General features: G+C 50.2%; 17 protein-coding genes. 14 read left to right on the top strand and 3 right to left on the bottom strand.

The annotated features are described in order from the left end of the window. Nucleotides 1–158: 158 nt before the first annotated feature. Entirely contained in the window at nt 159–983 is an 825-nt protein-coding gene (locus tag ACRQU7_RS10200) for a sigma-E processing peptidase SpoIIGA (RefSeq protein ID WP_444640607.1), read from the top strand. Between the two features lie 69 nt (nt 984–1,052). Then, nucleotides 1,053–1,769: an RNA polymerase sporulation sigma factor SigE gene (sigE, locus tag ACRQU7_RS10195; RefSeq protein ID WP_081928287.1), complete on the top strand. Its 717-nt coding sequence runs from the start codon at nt 1,053–1,055 to the stop codon at nt 1,767–1,769. A 41-nt stretch (nt 1,770–1,810) separates the two neighbouring features. Here sigE and ACRQU7_RS10190 read toward each other — a convergent pair whose 3' ends face one another. Together ACRQU7_RS10190 and ACRQU7_RS10185 are read right to left on the bottom strand one after the other, a co-directional pair. Then, on the bottom strand, nt 1,811–2,311 hold the full coding sequence (locus ACRQU7_RS10190) for a DNA-deoxyinosine glycosylase (protein ID WP_038324241.1): 501 nt from the start codon (nt 2,309–2,311) through the stop codon (nt 1,811–1,813). Further along, complete coding sequence (locus ACRQU7_RS10185) at nt 2,295–3,617, bottom strand: CCA tRNA nucleotidyltransferase (protein ID WP_444640604.1); 1,323 nt, start codon at nt 3,615–3,617, stop codon at nt 2,295–2,297. The genes ACRQU7_RS10190 and ACRQU7_RS10185 overlap by 17 nt, the downstream gene beginning before the upstream one ends. 183 nt (nt 3,618–3,800) lie before the next feature. Here ACRQU7_RS10185 and sigG point away from each other — a divergent pair, with 183 nt between their 5' ends. Further along, nucleotides 3,801–4,571: an RNA polymerase sporulation sigma factor SigG gene (gene sigG, locus ACRQU7_RS10180; RefSeq protein WP_038324238.1), complete on the top strand. Its 771-nt coding sequence runs from the start codon at nt 3,801–3,803 to the stop codon at nt 4,569–4,571. Nucleotides 4,572–4,659: 88 nt separating this feature from the next. Continuing rightward, nucleotides 4,660–6,798: a glycosyltransferase family 39 protein gene (locus tag ACRQU7_RS10175; RefSeq protein WP_444640602.1), complete on the top strand. Its 2,139-nt coding sequence runs from the start codon at nt 4,660–4,662 to the stop codon at nt 6,796–6,798. Nucleotides 6,799–6,870: 72 nt separating this feature from the next. Here the strand turns inward: ACRQU7_RS10175 and ACRQU7_RS10170 are convergent, their stop codons facing one another. Beyond that, nucleotides 6,871–7,401 (bottom strand): inorganic diphosphatase, encoded by a 531-nt coding sequence (locus ACRQU7_RS10170; RefSeq protein WP_038324237.1) that lies wholly within the window; start codon nt 7,399–7,401, stop codon nt 6,871–6,873. A 108-nt stretch (nt 7,402–7,509) separates the two neighbouring features. Between ACRQU7_RS10170 and ACRQU7_RS10165 the strand changes: the two genes are divergently transcribed. The 10 genes from ACRQU7_RS10165 to ispG all read left to right on the top strand — a co-directional run bounded on the left by ACRQU7_RS10165 (nt 7,510) and on the right by ispG (nt 16,005). Further along, complete coding sequence (locus ACRQU7_RS10165) at nt 7,510–7,800, top strand: YlmC/YmxH family sporulation protein (protein WP_243122456.1); 291 nt, start codon at nt 7,510–7,512, stop codon at nt 7,798–7,800. A gap of 144 nt (nt 7,801–7,944) precedes the next feature. Then, on the top strand, nt 7,945–8,691 hold the full coding sequence (gene rpsB, locus ACRQU7_RS10160; RefSeq protein WP_444640599.1) for a 30S ribosomal protein S2: 747 nt from the start codon (nt 7,945–7,947) through the stop codon (nt 8,689–8,691). Between the two features lie 55 nt (nt 8,692–8,746). Beyond that, nucleotides 8,747–9,661, top strand: a complete 915-nt coding sequence (tsf, locus tag ACRQU7_RS10155; protein ID WP_444640597.1) for a translation elongation factor Ts — start codon at nt 8,747–8,749, stop codon at nt 9,659–9,661. Between the two features lie 189 nt (nt 9,662–9,850). Further along, nucleotides 9,851–10,561, top strand: a complete 711-nt coding sequence (gene pyrH / locus ACRQU7_RS10150) for a UMP kinase (RefSeq protein ID WP_275715938.1) — start codon at nt 9,851–9,853, stop codon at nt 10,559–10,561. 2 nt (nt 10,562–10,563) lie between these two features. Further along, nucleotides 10,564–11,118: a ribosome recycling factor gene (gene frr / locus ACRQU7_RS10145; RefSeq protein WP_444640595.1), complete on the top strand. Its 555-nt coding sequence runs from the start codon at nt 10,564–10,566 to the stop codon at nt 11,116–11,118. An 8-nt stretch (nt 11,119–11,126) separates the two neighbouring features. Further along, nucleotides 11,127–11,834, top strand: coding sequence for an isoprenyl transferase (locus ACRQU7_RS10140; RefSeq protein WP_038324230.1), 708 nt, complete (start codon nt 11,127–11,129; stop codon nt 11,832–11,834). Continuing rightward, on the top strand, nt 11,835–12,680 hold the full coding sequence (locus ACRQU7_RS10135) for a phosphatidate cytidylyltransferase (protein WP_038324229.1): 846 nt from the start codon (nt 11,835–11,837) through the stop codon (nt 12,678–12,680). Nucleotides 12,681–12,723: 43 nt separating this feature from the next. Further along, nucleotides 12,724–13,875, top strand: coding sequence for a 1-deoxy-D-xylulose-5-phosphate reductoisomerase (locus ACRQU7_RS10130; RefSeq protein WP_444640592.1), 1,152 nt, complete (start codon nt 12,724–12,726; stop codon nt 13,873–13,875). Nucleotides 13,876–13,888: 13 nt separating this feature from the next. Continuing rightward, the gene (locus ACRQU7_RS10125) at nt 13,889–14,962 is read left to right on the top strand and encodes a M50 family metallopeptidase (RefSeq protein WP_444640590.1); all 1,074 of its coding nucleotides are present in this window, start codon (nt 13,889–13,891) and stop codon (nt 14,960–14,962) included. Then, a complete protein-coding gene (ispG, locus tag ACRQU7_RS10120; RefSeq protein ID WP_444640588.1) occupies nt 14,962–16,005 on the top strand; it encodes a flavodoxin-dependent (E)-4-hydroxy-3-methylbut-2-enyl-diphosphate synthase in 1,044 nt (347 codons plus the stop codon). The genes ACRQU7_RS10125 and ispG overlap by 1 nt, the downstream gene beginning before the upstream one ends. Nucleotides 16,006–16,007: the final 2 nt, after the last annotated feature.

The raw sequence follows: 16,007 nt of genomic DNA, 5'->3' as shown, positions 1-16,007 counted from the left end.
CGAAAATGTGAATCAAATAAAACGCAACGCCGGTTCTTGTGAGGACCGGCGTTTTTTTATTGTAAACATACAATTTTAATTCTGAATCGGATACAATTTCTGACACAATGTTTGACCCTGCACCGGTATAATTATTTTTAGCGCAGGGAGGGATCTCTTTGAAGCAGACGATTTACATAGACGTACTGGTCGGTATCAACTTATTTATCAATTATTTTTTGCTGCTTGCCGTTTCAAAATTTCTTTCGCTGCCGGTGAAACGTTTCAGAATGGTTGCAGCCGCGGCCCTGGGTGCGGCCGCTTCTCTTTCTATTCTGCTGCCCGAAACCAATCTCTTTTTATCCTTGGCTTTTAAGCTGGCCGTGTCGGGACTGATTGTTTTATTTGCGTATCCCTATTACGGAATCAAGCAGTTTCTGAGAGAACTGGCCGCCTTTTATATCATGAGCTTTGCCTTTGCGGGTTTCATGCTCGCGCTGTGGTATTTTATCGCTCCGCAGGGGCTCATCATCAAAAATTCGGTGGTTTATTTCAATGTTTCACCGCTTCTTCTGATTGTTCTGACAATCGTGTGCTATTTTATCATACGTCTGATCCACCGTATTACGGGCCGTCAGGCTCCGGAAGACCTTTTCTGCCGGATTCAGATCGATTTTAACGGAAAGTCGGTTTCCTGTGCCGCAAAGGTGGATACCGGAAACACGCTGACCGAGCCGTTTTCAAACGCGCCGGTCGCCGTTGTCTGTGAGGATTGTCTTGACGGAATCGCCCCGCAGCATGAAAGCGGGAAAATCCGGCTGGTGCCGTTTCAGGCGGTTTCCGGGGAAGGGCTTCTTCCGGCGTTTAAACCGGATAAACTGACAGTCATGACAGGAAGAGAGAAGATTGAAGTACACGAGGTATACATAGCGGTAACCAAATCGAAGCTTGGAGCGTTCAGCGCGCTCTTAAATCCGGATTTACTGCAAAAAACGTCAGCCTAAATTTGGCCGTAGGCAGGCGCGTTTCTCAGCCGCGGCGGCAGCGGCAAAAGGGAAAGAGTGAAAATGGGAATGAATAAGCTGATAAGGGAAATGGGAAATAAGCTGTCATTATTATGGCTGCGATTAGGTCTAAACGGGCATGTACACTATATTAACGGGCCCGAGACTCTTCCTCCGCCGCTGACGAAGAAGGAAGAGGAAAAGGTGATGACGAACATTCTGAACAATGTTCCGAACGCGAGGGAACCGCTGATTACCCACAACCTCAGGCTTGTTGTGTACATCGCAAAAAAGTTTGAATCGAGCAGCGCCGGGGTGGAGGATTTGATCTCGATCGGAACGATTGGGCTGATTAAAGCAGTAAACACTTTTTGCCCCGAGCGCAACATTAAACTGGCAACCTATGCGTCCCGCTGTATTGAAAACGAAATTCTGATGTACCTCCGTAAGAGCTCCCAGTTAAAAAATGAAGTCTCCATCGATGATCCGTTAAATGTGGACTGGGACGGAAACGAGCTTTTGCTTTCCGATATTCTGGGCAGCGACCAGGATACCGTCAACCGCAACATTGAACAGGAGGTAGAGCGGAATCTTTTGCTGACCGCCGTGTCGCATCTCGCTCCGCGGGAACGGGAAATCATGCAGCTCCGTTTTGGTCTGAACAATACGAAAGAGCATACGCAGAAGGAAGTAGCCGACACCCTTGGCATTTCACAGTCATACATATCGCGCCTGGAAAAACGCATTATTGAAAGGCTGAAAAAGGACCTGGAGCGCGTAAGCTGAAAAAGGCGGGCATCGTGATGCCCGTCTTTTTCGACGCTTCTTTATTCCATTGTGTATTTCAAAATCACCCGGTAGGCTTCTCTCAGGCTTTCATAATTGTAGTGACGGCAGTTGGCCGGGCTTGTCGAAGGCAGCGCAAAAGCCGGACACCCCGTGCTTTTTTCACAAAACCTGTGGTAGAGAGCGGCGGCCTTTGTTCCCGTGGTAAATACTGCGCGGATATCGGTTTCTTTTAATAAGGCCCCGATGTCGTTTGCGACCGGGTCGCGGATACTGCCGTCGTCCGCCCCGGAGATTTTGCAGCTTTTGAGGACATCCCAAAGCGCAATGCGGTTTCTCAGCAGAAATTCCGTTTTTTCCGCGTTTCCTTCCGGAAGCTTCTGGCCGTATAAATCCGATACGATTCGCCAGAACCGGTTCTGCGGGTGGGAGTAGTAAAACCCATATTCGCGGGATTTCGGCGAAGGGATCGTTCCTAAAATCAATATTCTTGAGTTTTCATCATAAACAGGTCCAAAGGTATGCTCAACTGTTTCCGTCATGGTATTCTTCCTTTAACTGTAATGCGTATTTCAGAAGTGCTTCCCGCCGGTTTAAACATTTGCCGTCCATCACCGCGCTTAAGAGCTGGGAAAGCATCCTGCCGATTTCGCTCCCTTCAGGAATGCCGATCAATAATAAATCCGAGCCTTTGATCTGTAGATCTTTCAGAGAGTAGCATAATCCCCGTGTGAAAATGCTTTGGAATATCGCTTCCGCTTTTTTCAGTTCTTCCAGTCCGCGGGTGTCGGGCGGGTTTTGCGCCCGTAAATTCGCGTCCCGCACTTTGAAAAGCAGATCCATTATTTTTTTGCCGTACTGATGGAGAAGCTTCAGCAGGCTTCTTTCATCTGCGGGAAGAGGAAGCCGTTGAAGCGCCGTAAGTTCGGAAACAGTTTTCACCGTATCGCTGTCATACCGGAGCCGTAAAAGAATTGCCTTGACAGCTTCGGCGTTTTGGCTGAAGGAAGCGTCAAAGGATTCTTTTTCGTTTCGGCTTTGTTCAGATGGGGCAGATTGTCGGATATGATATAAAAGCATAGTCAGCCGTAAAACGGGTGTTGCGTCTACCTTTGAAACGGCTTTCAGCGTGTGTTCCCATTCATCCAATTGGGTCATGAAGGAAAATTCCGGGATAATCTGCTCCAGCACGGTGCGGTATTTTCGAAGCACCTCAGACGAATTTCCGCAAAGGAGCCTGGTCAGCTCCGACTGAATGCGCTCCCGGGCGATTTGTTGGAGCAGCCCGCAATTGGACAGGATGGCGGCCGAGGTGTCTGGTTCCGGGGAAAATCCAAGTACGGAGGAAAAGCGGAGCGCCCGTAAAATTCTGAGCCCGTCCTCCTGAAAACGCAGGCCGGGGGTTCCGACGCATCGGATGATCCGGTCTTTCAGGTCATCCATCCCGCCAAAGCAGTCGATTACGCCGTCGGCATGGGAATAGGCCAGAGCGTTGACGGTAAAATCCCTGCGCGATAAATCATCCTTTAAGCTGCGGGTAAAGCGGACGCTGTCCGGATGCCGGTTGTCGGAATATTGTCCGTCCACCCGGAAGGTGGTCACTTCCACGGGCCGATGATCGATCAGCACTGTAAGGGTTCCGTGCTGAATCCCGTTTTTTACGCACGGATAGCTGCTGAAAATGCGTTCCGTTTCCTCGGGCGGGGCGGAGGTGGTCACATCCCAGTCGTTCGGCTCCAATCCGAGGATGGAATCCCGCACACAGCCGCCGACAACATAGGCCTCAAAGCCGGAAGCCGTCAGTTTTTGAAGAACCGTTTCAACCTGCGGCGGTATCTGAATTTGCATGGCTCCGCCTCGCTTGCTCTTATTTCCTGTTTTTACAGGATACTGATTGATTATAGTATATACGACTTTATAACGGAAAAGCAATTCCCTTTCCCCATAATATTTTTACTGCCGGCTCCGCATGAATCACCCCGCCCATGGTAATAATGGTAGTAAGTTATTCCATGGAAATGAGGGAACGGCATGCAGTACAATAAAGTCGAAATCTGCGGAGTCAATACTTCGAAATTAAAAGTACTTACCGAAAAAGAAAAAATGCAGCTGTTGCGTCGGGTAAAAGAAGGGGATATGAAAGCCCGCGACGAACTCATTAACGGAAACCTGCGTCTTGTTTTAAGCGTCATTCAGCGCTTTACAAACCGCGGGGAAAATCTTGACGATCTTTTTCAGGTGGGCTGCATCGGCCTGATCAAGGCGATCGACCACTTTGACATCAATCAGGGAGTCCGTTTCAGCACCTATGGGGTGCCTATGATTATCGGGGAGATCCGGCGTTATCTGAGGGATAACAATTCCATACGCGTCAGCCGATCGCTTCGTGACACCGCGTATAAGGCCATGCAGGCGAAAGAAAGAATGACGGCGGAAAACAACCGCGAGCCGAGCATCGATGAAATAGCAAAAGAATTGAACCTGCCGCGGGAGGATGTGGTGCTTGCGCTCGAATCCATTGTAGAACCGGTTTCGCTTTTTGAGCCGGTTTTTTCAGACGGCGGCGACACCATTTATGTGATGGATCAGGTGGGCGACAACAACGACGATTCCAACTGGCTGGACGAAATCGCGCTGAAGGAAGCGATCCGCGATTTGAACAGCAGAGAAAAGCGGATTCTTTCCATGCGCTTTTTCCAGGGAAAAACACAGATGGAGGTTGCTTCGGAGATCGGAATCAGTCAGGCGCAGGTTTCCAGGCTGGAAAAGGCCGCGCTGGATAAGATCAAGAAAGACATTTAGCTGTTGTTTTCTTTCCCGTCACGTCAACTTCACAATCAGCAATTATACTGGGCGCTGTAATAGATTGCAAGGAATCGGAGGACCTTCTATGCAGCACATCATTGTGAAGTTCAGAAAAAAGCCTTATATCCCCGCGCTGATGTTGATTGCGGCGCTGTCGTTTACCTTAAACTTCTACGCGATTTCCAACTACGGAACCGGAAACGAATATTACGCGGCGTGTGTAAAAAGCATGACGCTGAGCTTTAAAAATTTCTTCTTTGTTTCATTTGATCCCGCCGGAATGGTTTCTGTGGATAAGCCCCCGCTCGGCTTGTGGACGCAGGCGATTTCCGTACTTATTTTCGGCTATCACGGCTGGGCCATGCTGCTCCCGCAGGCTTTGGCGGGCACGGCCTCCACCGTGATGATTTACATTTTAACCGCCCGGTATTTCGGGCGGCCCGCCGGGCTCGTTTCGGCCCTGATTTTTGCCATAACCCCGGTCGTCGTTGTCGCATCGCGCAACAATACGATGGATATGCAGCTGATTTTTGTATTGCTGGCAGCGGCGTGGTTTCTTTTTCGCTCGATCGACAGCGGAAGATGGAAATATCTGTTTCTCGCGGCACTGTTTGTAGGCTTGGGCTTTAATATTAAAATGCTGCAGGCATACATGATTTTGCCTGCCGTTTCCCTCACTTATCTGTTTTTTGCAAAAGAAAAAATTGGAAAACGGATTCTTGCCGGGATTTTGAGTATGGTCATTGTTCTGGCAGTCTCTTTCGCGTGGGTGCTTGCCGTGGAATTTTACCCCTCGGAAGACCGGCCTTACGTGGACAGCACCAGCAGCAATTCCATGATCGAACTGATTTTTGGCCATAACGGCACGGAAAGGCTGTTCGGACAAAGCATGGGCGGGGGAATGGGAGGCGGCTCTGGACGCTCATCCGACAGGGATGCTTCCGGTTCGGCACCACAGATGAATGATGACGGAAACGGGACGCCTCCCGACGGTTACGGGCAGGGCGCGCCGGACAGTAACACGAATGGAAGCGGACAGGGAATGCCCGGTGGCAATGCAGACGGGAATGGGCAGGGCACGTCCGACGGCGCCTACGAAAACGGGCAGAACATGCCTGACGGCGATGCGGACGGCCGCGGAGACCGCCAGGACGGCGGCCGCAATATGGGTACCAATGGAATGGGCGGCTCTGAAATCGGGAATGCGTCCCCTCTGCGGCTGTGGACGTCAAATTTATACGGGCAGGGTTCCTGGTTCCTGCTGTTCGCCCTTTGCAGCATGCTGCTCTGCGTGAATAAATGGAACTTCAGAAGAAAAAATGAGCGTCAGGGTGCTTTTGTATTCTGGTCTTTGTGGCTGATTACCACGGCGGTTTTCTTCAGCTTTGCCGGATTCTATCACCGGTATTATCTCTGCATGATGGCGCCCGCCATTGCCGTTCTGAGCGGCGTCGGAATTGTTACCGTCTACAACGGGCTGAAGCACAGACGGGAGAAAAAAACGGAGTATCTGCGTCCCGTGCTCCTGCTGGCTGCGTTCCTTCTCAATCTTGCCCTGCAGATTGTCTGTGTTTTGCGATATTCCGAGCTGAAGACATGGCTGCTTCCCGCTATGCTTGCCGCGGCGGGCGTTGGAATCCTCCTGTTCGCCGTTTATTGTGTCAGACATAAGCGCGGCGTTCTCGCGGTTTCCCTCGCGGTGCTTGTCCTGTCCTCACTGGCGGCTCCTTTTTACTGGGCGCTTACGCCGGTCATGGGCGTAACGAATTCCACAATGCCGTACGCCGGTCCGGAGCTGCTGCAAAGCGGACAGGGGAACGGAACCGGTATGCTGTCGGACAACGGCAGCTCGCAGAGCTCCTCTTTGGAAGCTTATCTGGTGGAAAATTATAAAGAAGGCAGCTTCCTTGTTACCGCACAGCGCTCCAGCAGCGTAGCGCAGTTCATCATTGATACCGGGCTGCCTTGCTATGCTTACGGAGGGTTCCTGGGTTCGGACAATTCCCTTACGGTCGATCAGCTGAAAACGCTTGTCGCTGAAGGCAAAATCACTTATTTCCTGCTGAGCGGAAGCTTCGGCAGTTCCGGCAGTTCCGGTTCCGATATTGAGTCTTATGTAAAAGAAAACGCGGTGTTGGTGGATTCCGGCGAATATAGCTCCAATACAAGCAATGTCGGCCAAATGGGCGGTCAGGGCGGCACTTTATATCTGTTCCAGTCATAACGGTTTATTTGATAGATTGCGGCACAAAAAATCCCCTGTGAAGTTTCACAGGGGATTTTGAATCGGTGGGAATTATTTGCAGAATTTTTCGATGTAGCTGTCAATGGAGCTCTGAATGATTTCCTTGGCATCTTCGGGTCCTTTGACTTCGTCGATCGCCGTCACTTTTCCTTCCAGCTGCTTGTAAACGGAAAAGAAATGGGACATTTCGTCAAAAATATGTTTCGGCAGCTCTTTAATGTCACGGTAGCCGTTATAGGTGGGGTCGTTGAACGGAATCGCGATGATTTTTTCGTCTTTCATCCCGTTGTCCACCATAATAATCACGCCGATGGCATAACAACGCACCAGGGAAAGCGGACGGATATCCTCGGAACAGAGGACAAGTACGTCAAGAGGGTCATTATCGCTGGCGTAAGTGCGGGGAATAAAGCCGTAGTTTGCGGGATAATGAGTGGAAGTGTAAAGAATACGGTCCATCAGCAGCAAACCGGTTTCCTTGTCGAGCTCATATTTGATTTTACAGCCCTTTGGAATTTCTATAACGGCACAAAAGTCTTCAGTCTTAATTCTTTTCGGTGAGATATCATGCCAAATGTTCATAATAGCCTCCTGATTTTTTCTCGGATAATTATACCATTTTCTTTTTGATTAATCAATTAATTAATTATATAACAAAGTTCGGCATATATCTGTAGGGGAGGTGGGAGCGTGAATTGCCGGATCATCGATATGCGCCATAAAGAAGTCATTAATGTAAAGGACGGGACCCGGATAGGATGTGTCTGTGATGTGGAAATAGACACCGCGGACGCCAGAGTGATTGCCATTGTAATTTACGGCCGCCTGCGCTGCTTCGGACTGCTGGGCAGGGAGGACGATATTATTATTAAATGGCAGGATATTCAAGTAATAGGGGACGATACTATTTTGGTGACGTATAATAACTATTGCCGAACGAAAAAAAGAGGGCGCGGGTTTGGCGGATTCTTTGGCAACTGAAAAAGTCTTGAATTTTATTCTTTTATATGCTATAATTATCGGCGCAATAAAAAAACACACGTCTCTGCTATGACGATTTGGTGCCCGGCTTCCGGGTGTTGCGTCTGTTAAAGCGGGACGGAGGAAAAACCAAGGAGGATTATTATGTCAGTAGTATCAATGAAACAACTTTTGGAGGCCGGCGTTCACTTCGGTCACCAGACCAGAAGATGGAACCCGAAGATGGCTCCGTATATCTTTACGGAACGCAACGGTATCTACATCATCGACCTGCAGAAAACCGTTAAGAAGCTGGAAGACGCTTACGGCTTTGTCCGCAGCCTTTCCGCTGAAGGCAAATCCGTACTGTTTGTCGGCACCAAAAAGCAGGCTCAGGATTCCGTGAAGGACGAAGCGGAACGCGCAGGCGCTTACTTTGTCAACGCGCGCTGGTTGGGCGGCATGCTGACCAACTTCCGTACGATCCGCCGCAGAATCGACCGTTTGAACCAGCTCAAGGCCATGGAAGAAGACGGCACCTTTGATCTTCTGCCGAAAAAAGAAGTCATTAAGCTTCGCCTTGAGATTGAAAAGCTCGAGAAATTCCTGGGCGGCATCAAGGATATGAAACAAATTCCCGGCGCACTGTTTATTGTTGACCCGCGCAAAGAGAGAATCGCCGTAGCGGAAGCAAAAAAGCTCGGCATCCCGATTGTCGCGATTGTCGACACCAACTGTGACCCGGATGAAATCGATTATGTTATTCCCGGCAACGACGACGCGATCCGTGCCGTCAAGCTGATTTCCGCAACCGTTGCAAACGCGATCGTCGAAGGCAAGGAAGGCCAGATGGGCGCCGCTGCCGCCGAAGCGGAAGAAGCAAAAGTGAATGAAGCAGAAGCCGCGGAATAATCGGTGATATGCGCAAATACTAAATAAAACGAATATTAAGAGCGGAGGAAATAGAATGGCTTTTACAGCTAAAGATGTTGCAGCGCTTCGTGAGAAGACCGGCTGCGGGATGATGGACTGCAAAAAAGCACTGGAAGCATCCAACGGAGATATGGATGCCGCGATCGACTTTTTAAGAGAGAAAGGCCTTGCGGCCGCCACGAAGAAGGCGGGCCGTATTGCAGCCGAAGGCGTTGCTTTTGCGTGCCTGAATGAGGAAGAAACCGTCGGTGTGGACATCGAGGTCAACGCCGAGACCGACTTCGTTGCGAAGAATGCGGATTTCCAGCACTTCGTGAAGGTCTGTGCGGATACGGTTATCGAGTCCAATCCTGCCGATGTGGAGGCTTTGCTTCAGTGCAAGGCAAGCGGTTCGGATCAGACTGTCGACGCGCTGCTCAAGGATAAGATCCTGACCATCGGTGAGAACATTAAGATTCGTCGTTTCAAGCGTTTTGAAGGCGTGGTTGCAGCCTATATCCATGCAGCCGGAAAAATCGGCGTTCTCGTTAAATTCGATACTTCCGCTGAAATTGCGGCCAAGGAAGAGTTTAAGGAGTACGCAAAGAATATCGCCATGCAGATTGCGGCCATCAGTCCGCAGTATCTCGATCAGAAATCGGTTCCCGCCGATGTTGTTGAACACGAGAAGACCATTCTGAAAGAGCAGATTATCAACGATGGCAAACCTGCTGCAATTGCTGATAAGATTGTTACCGGCAGACTTGGGAAGTTCTTTAAGGAAATCTGCCTTTTGGATCAGGCCTATGTCAAAGACGGTGATCTTTCCGTGCAGCAGTACACGGAGGCTACCGCAAAAGAGCTTGGCGGCTCTATTTCGATTGTAGATTATGTCCGTTTTGAAAAGGGCGAAGGCATTGAAAAGCGCGAAGATAATTTTGCAGAAGAAATCGCCAGCATGGTTAAGTAAGAATTCACTGAGGAATAGCGCAGGAAAACAATCCTGCGCTATTTTTATGCCTTCCTGCTGTTACCGCTTTCGGAGAAATGTTTCTAAATTATAAAACTTGACAATAATAACTATATTTAGTTATGAAAGCCTTTACTTTACACAATGCTTATTGTAGAATAATATAAAATGAAAACAGGGGTGTTTTATTTGCAACCTAAATATAACAGAATTCTTCTCAAGCTGAGCGGAGAGTCTCTCGCGGGCAGCGAGACCCACGGAATTGATTTTGATACGGTACTGAAAATCTGCGGACCGATCAAAAAATGTGCGGATATGGGGGTTCAGATCGGGATCGTTGTTGGCGGCGGCAATTTCTGGCGCGGCCGCAGCAGCGGAAAAATGGACAGAACCCGCGCGGATCATATGGGGATGCTCGCCACCACTATCAACGCTCTGGGCGTTGCCGACGCGTTGGAACAGCTCGGTGTTCAGGTCCGTGTGCAGACCGCGATTGCGATGCAGCAAATTGCCGAACCGTACATCCGCAACCGCGCCGTACGGCATCTGGAAAAGGGAAGAGTCGTTGTATTTGGCTGCGGTACCGGAAACCCGTTTTTCTCAACCGACACGGCGGCAGCGCTGCGGGCAGCCGAAATTGACGCAGATATTATTTTAAAAGCCACCATGGTTGACGGCGTTTATGACAGCGATCCCAAAAAGAATCCGGACGCCGTAAAATTTGACACCCTGTCCTTTATGGACGTACTCAACCGGAACCTGCAGGTGATGGACAGCACGGCTGCTTCATTATGCAAAGATAATAAAATTCCGATTCTTGTTTTCAGCATTGGCGAGCCGGATAATATTATCAAGGCCGTTTGCGGGGAATCGATCGGAACACTTGTGAAGGAGGACTAATGATGAAAGAAGTATTGGAACACGCAGAGGACCAAATGAAGAAATGTGTCAGCGCTCTTTCGGATGATTTTGCGTCCATCAGAGCGGGCAGGGCAAACCCGGCGGTGCTGGATAAAGTGAAAGTCGATTATTACGGCACGCCGACTGCCATTAACCAGCTTGCGGCGGTGGCGGTAAGCGAAGCGCGTATCCTGACCATTCAGCCCTGGGATATTTCCGTATGCCGTGCCATCGAAAAGGCCATCCAGACCTCGGACATCGGAATCAATCCCCAAAGCGACGGAAAGATCATCCGGATCACATTCCCTCCGCTTACGGAGGAAAGGCGCCGCGAATTGGTGAAGGAAATCAGCAAAATGGCCGAGGAGCGCAAAATCGCGATCCGCAATATGCGCCGCGACGCGATGGAGAAGCTCAAAGGCATGAAGAAAAATTCGGAGCTCACGGAAGACGAGCTGAAACAGGCGGAAAAGAAAACGCAGGATTTAACCGATAAATATTGCAAACAGGTAGACGGCGTATTTGAAAAAAAGCAAAAGGAAATTATGGAAATATAGGTAAGAAAATGGAACAACAGTATCTTCCAAAGCATCTGGGGATCATTATGGATGGAAATGGCCGGTGGGCTAAAAAGCGCGGACTCCCGCGTTCCGCCGGCCATACTGTAGGAGCGGCTGTCTTCAAGACGATCACGCGCTACTGCAGTTCGATTGGAATTGAGTATCTTACGGTATATGCTTTTTCAACGGAGAATTGGCGGCGTCCAAAAGAGGAAATCGGGGCTTTAATGAAGCTGTTCAAGCAGTATCTTGAAGATGCTTTGCGTGATTTTTTAAATGAGAACATCAAAGTACGTTTTATCGGGGATGTGTCGGTTTTTCCGCCGGAGCTGCAGAAACTGATTCAGGAAACGGAGAAGGTTTCGGAGAAGCGCACCGGCATGGTTCTGAACATTGCCATGAATTACGGCGGCCGCGCGGAAATCGTGCACGCGGCCAGAACGCTTGCCGAGGATGTGCAAAAAGGAAAGCTGTCCCCCGAACAGATCAGTGAAACTTCCATCTCGGAACGGCTTTACACCGGCGGACAACCCGACCCGGACCTGATTATCCGGCCGAGCGGGGAAAGCCGTATCTCGAATTTTTTACTGTGGCAGTCGGCTTACGCCGAATACGTTGTCATGGATATTTTGTGGCCTGACTTTAAGCCAAGGGATTTAGATCGCGCATTAAACGAATACGCGAGCCGTAACAGGCGCTTTGGAGGGGTTTAATTGAAAGAAAGGGTTGCTTCAGGAGTATCTCTTGTTCTTTTTTTGGCCGCGATTGTAGTATTTAACAGCACCATTCCGGCAGCTTTGAACATTGCGATTGCGTTGATTTCGGGTTTGGCTGTTTTTGAAATTATTTCCGCTTTGGGATTGTCCAAAAATTTTGTCCTGCTGATTCCAAGTCTGGTTTTTTCCGCGGTAATCCCGATGATTCAGGCGATCGCTCCGCTGCCGCAGGTGGATATACTGCAGCAGGCCGCCTATTTTCTATACACGGTCGTCATATTCGGGGCGCTGATCCTTTATCATAAGGCGCTTACCTTCCGTGAGGTGGGCGTTATCTACAGTATGTCGCTGATGATTCCGACGGCCCTTGAAACGCTGATCAGCTTACGGAACCTTGGCGGGAAGCACGGCATGTTTTATGTGATTATTGCGATTTTTTCCGCATGGATAGCGGACACCGGAGCGTTTTTTGCCGGCAGCCTTTGGGGAAAACATAAATTGTGTCCGGATATCAGCCCGAAAAAGACGGTGGAGGGCGTTATCGGTGGTTTTGCTCTGAATATTATCGCCATGATCGTTTTTGGATATATCTTCCATGCGGTTTACTATGCTTACAGCGTCGAAATATCCTACCTGACGCTGGTGGTCATTGGATTTTTCGGAACGATTATGTCTATTCTGGGCGACCTCAGCTTTTCGCTCATCAAGCGCAGCTGCCATATCAAGGACTTTGGGGAAATCATTCCGGGGCATGGCGGGATTCTGGACCGCTTTGACAGCGTGATTTTTGAAGCGCCGTTTGTGTATTTGCTTGTCCAGTTTATGCCGCTTGTCTTTCAATAAATGTCGGCCCAGATGCAATAAAACAGCAAAATGGTGAATAATAATGAAAAGATGTCTTTCGATTCTTGGTTCGACCGGTTCCATCGGTACGCAGGCGCTTGACGTTGTACGCGGTTTAGATTTGAAGGTATGCGCTTTGGCAGCCAATGCCAATACGGCGCTTTTAGAGCAGCAGATCAGAGAATTTAAACCCGAACTGGCTGTGATGTTTGATGAGTCCGCGGCGAAAAAACTGAAAATTGCCGTAGCGGACACTCCCGTCCGGGTTGTGGCCGGTATGGACGGCCTGTGCGAGGCCGCGGCGATGGAAAGCGCCGATTTGATCCTGAATTCCGTCGTCGGCATGGTTGGGCTGGTACCCACCCTGACCGCGATCGGAGCGGGAAAGGACGTGGCGCTCGCCAATAAGGAAACACTGGTCGCCGGGGGCTCCCTTGTGATGGAGGCGGCCAAAAAGAATTCGGTAAAAATCCTTCCGGTTGACAGCGAGCATTCGGCTGTATTTCAATGTTTGCAGGGCTGCCCGGAGAAAAAAGCACTGAAGCGCATCATCCTTACGGCTTCCGGCGGGCCGTTTTTCGGGAAAAACAGAGATCAGCTGATTCATGTAACGCCGCAGCAGGCACTCAGGCATCCGAACTGGAATATGGGTGCCAAGGTTACGATCGACTCCGCTACCATGATGAATAAAGGATTGGAAATTATAGAAGCGTCCTGGCTGTTTAATATGCCGGCCTCCAAAATTTCCGTGGTCGTCCATCGGGAAAGCGTCGTTCATTCCATGATTGAATATGAAGATAATTCCGTCATTGCGCAGCTGGGACTGCCGGATATGAGAATTCCCATTCAGTATGCAATTACCTGGCCGCAGAGGTTTCCTTCGCCGGTTGGGCAGCTGAGCTTGACGGATTACGGTAAACTGACCTTTTTTGAGCCCAATTTACAGACTTTTTCCTGCCTTGAGGCATGCAAAAAAGCAATTGAGCGCGGCGGGCTTGCCCCCGCGGCGGCAAACGGGGCAAATGAGGTCGCGGTAAAGCTGTTTCTGGACGGCCGGATTTCTTTTCTCCGGATTGGGGAACTGGTCCGCCGTGCAATGGAAAATCAGCCGGATGTTCAAACAGTTTCGTCTGTTGAAGATATTTTGAATGCCGACCGCAATGCGCGGGATTATGTTTTCGGCGCGGTCGGCTGATGATGAGGTGATCATGATTACAAAAGCAATATTGGTGATTATAGCGATTCTTCTTTTTAGCTTTATTATTTTTATCCACGAATTCGGGCATTTTTTCACAGCGAAGCTTTCCGGAGTTCGTGTCAATGAATTTGCGATCGGCATGGGGCCGAAGCTGTTTCATTTCACAAGAGGGGAAACGGAGTATTCCCTGCGCGCATTTCCGATCGGCGGCTTCTGCGCGATGGAAGGCGAAGATGAGGACAGCCCGGACGACCGTGCCTTTAACAACAGGCCGGTTTGGAAACGGATGCTGGTGGTTGTGATGGGCGCCGTGATGAATATCATCCTGGGCCTTGTCATTATGATGATTCTTTTAGGCCAGCAGCCCGCGTTTTCATCAACGACCATCTCGAAATTTACCGATCGGTCGGCTCTGCAGGCAGCAGGGCTGCAGGTTGGCGATGTTTTTAAAAGCATCAACGGCTACAAAATAAACGGGGACCGCGATTTGAGCTTTGCTCTCGCCATGGCGGACCCGATGAAGACGGATATTCAGGTTTCCCGCGGCGGCAAGCTGCTGAACTTTGATGATATACGGTTTAACACGAAGGAGTCGGACGGGAAGCAAATCCTCACTCTTGACTTTTATGTGCAGCCGATTGAAAAAAATCCCGGCACCCTGATTGCTAAATCCGCGCAGGACACGGTTTCCACTGTGCGAATGGTCTGGTACAGTCTGGTCGGACTTGTCACGGGTAAATTCGGGTTCAATGATGTCGCGGGTCCCGTCGGCGCGGCAAATGCCATAGGGCAGGCGGCTTCGATCGGCCTGCAGCAGAATTTTATCGCCGCCTTGAACAATATTCTGATGATGATGATGGTCATTACCGTCAACCTTGGTGTCGTGAATCTGCTTCCGCTGCCGGCGCTGGACGGGGGCAGGCTGCTGTTCCTGATCGTGGAAGCGATTTTCCGCAAGCCGATCAACCCGAAATACGAGGGCTGGGTAAACACGGCTGGATTCTGCCTGTTGATGGGGTTGATGGTGATTATTACTTTCAACGATATTTTCAGGCTGATTACCGGCAAGGGGTTGGGTTCATAATGCGAAAATCAAGGACGGTTCATGCCGGGAAGGTGACAATTGGCGGTAGTTCCAAGATATCCGTGCAATCCATGCTCAATATTCCTTCCACGGATATCGACGGAAGTGTCCGTCAGGCGGTGGAGCTGGAGCAGGCCGGGTGCGATATCATCCGTGCCGCGATTCCGAACAGGGACGCAATCCGGCTGATTCCGGCGATCAAAAACGCCGTACAGGTTCCGCTCGTCGCGGATATTCATTTTGACTATCACCTGGCGCTGGAAGCGGTGGAGGCGGGAATTGACAAAATCAGGATCAATCCTGGCAATATCGGTTCCGACGACCATGTCAAGGCGGTGGCGGATGCCTGCCGCCGGAAAAATATCCCTATCCGGATCGGAGTAAATTCCGGTTCGCTGGAAAAAGAAATTCTGGAAAAATACGGCAGCCCAACGCCGCAGGCGCTTGTGGAAAGCGCGCTGTATCACGCTTCGCTGCTGGAAAAATATGATTTTCACGATATTGTCCTATCGATTAAATCCTCCGATGTTAACAAAATGATTCAGGCCTATGAGCTGGCCGCGCAAAGCTGCGACTACCCGCTGCATCTGGGCGTAACGGAGGCTGGAACCGAGCGGATGGGTCTGATAAAATCCTCGATTGGAATCGGTTCTCTTTTGCAGCGCGGGATAGGGGATACTATCCGTGTTTCCCTGACGGCCGACCCGGTAAAGGAGGTCGCCGCCGGTTTTGATATTTTGCGGGCGCTTGATCTGAACACGGAAGGAATCCAATTCGTTTCCTGCCCGACCTGCGGCAGAACGCGGATCGACCTGATCCGCCTTGCGAACGAAGCCGAGCAGCGCCTTGCGGGATGCAAAAAGAATCTGAAGGTCGCCGTTATGGGCTGTGCAGTAAACGGCCCCGGAGAAGCCCGCGAAGCCGATATCGGCATTGCCGGAGGAGACGGGGTAGGCCTTCTGTTCAAGAAAGGCCGGATTATCCGCAAGGTTCCGGAGGATCAGCTTTTGGACTGCTTAATGCAGGAGATAGATCAGATGTAAAG

The organism is Caproiciproducens puteiluti, assembly GCF_052442865.1.
Classification (GTDB): domain Bacteria; phylum Bacillota; class Clostridia; order Oscillospirales; family Acutalibacteraceae; genus Caproiciproducens.
The sequence above is the reverse complement of the archived record's forward strand: the minus strand, read 5'-3'. Positions and strand labels throughout refer to the sequence as shown.

Coding starts and splice junctions, on each gene's coding strand:
- ispG (WP_444640588.1), top strand. CDS start 14,962: ATGCGAAAATCAAGGACGGTTCATGCCGGGAAGGTGACAATTGGCGGT.
- ACRQU7_RS10175 (WP_444640602.1), top strand. CDS start 4,660: ATGCAGCACATCATTGTGAAGTTCAGAAAAAAGCCTTATATCCCCGCG.
- ACRQU7_RS10140 (WP_038324230.1), top strand. CDS start 11,127: ATGGAACAACAGTATCTTCCAAAGCATCTGGGGATCATTATGGATGGA.
- sigG (WP_038324238.1), top strand. CDS start 3,801: ATGCAGTACAATAAAGTCGAAATCTGCGGAGTCAATACTTCGAAATTA.
- sigE (WP_081928287.1), top strand. CDS start 1,053: ATGAATAAGCTGATAAGGGAAATGGGAAATAAGCTGTCATTATTATGG.
- frr (WP_444640595.1), top strand. CDS start 10,564: ATGAAAGAAGTATTGGAACACGCAGAGGACCAAATGAAGAAATGTGTC.
- ACRQU7_RS10130 (WP_444640592.1), top strand. CDS start 12,724: ATGAAAAGATGTCTTTCGATTCTTGGTTCGACCGGTTCCATCGGTACG.
- ACRQU7_RS10190 (WP_038324241.1), bottom strand. CDS start 2,311: ATGACGGAAACAGTTGAGCATACCTTTGGACCTGTTTATGATGAAAAC.
- ACRQU7_RS10170 (WP_038324237.1), bottom strand. CDS start 7,401: ATGAACATTTGGCATGATATCTCACCGAAAAGAATTAAGACTGAAGAC.
- ACRQU7_RS10185 (WP_444640604.1), bottom strand. CDS start 3,617: ATGCAAATTCAGATACCGCCGCAGGTTGAAACGGTTCTTCAAAAACTG.
- rpsB (WP_444640599.1), top strand. CDS start 7,945: ATGTCAGTAGTATCAATGAAACAACTTTTGGAGGCCGGCGTTCACTTC.
- ACRQU7_RS10125 (WP_444640590.1), top strand. CDS start 13,889: ATGATTACAAAAGCAATATTGGTGATTATAGCGATTCTTCTTTTTAGC.
- tsf (WP_444640597.1), top strand. CDS start 8,747: ATGGCTTTTACAGCTAAAGATGTTGCAGCGCTTCGTGAGAAGACCGGC.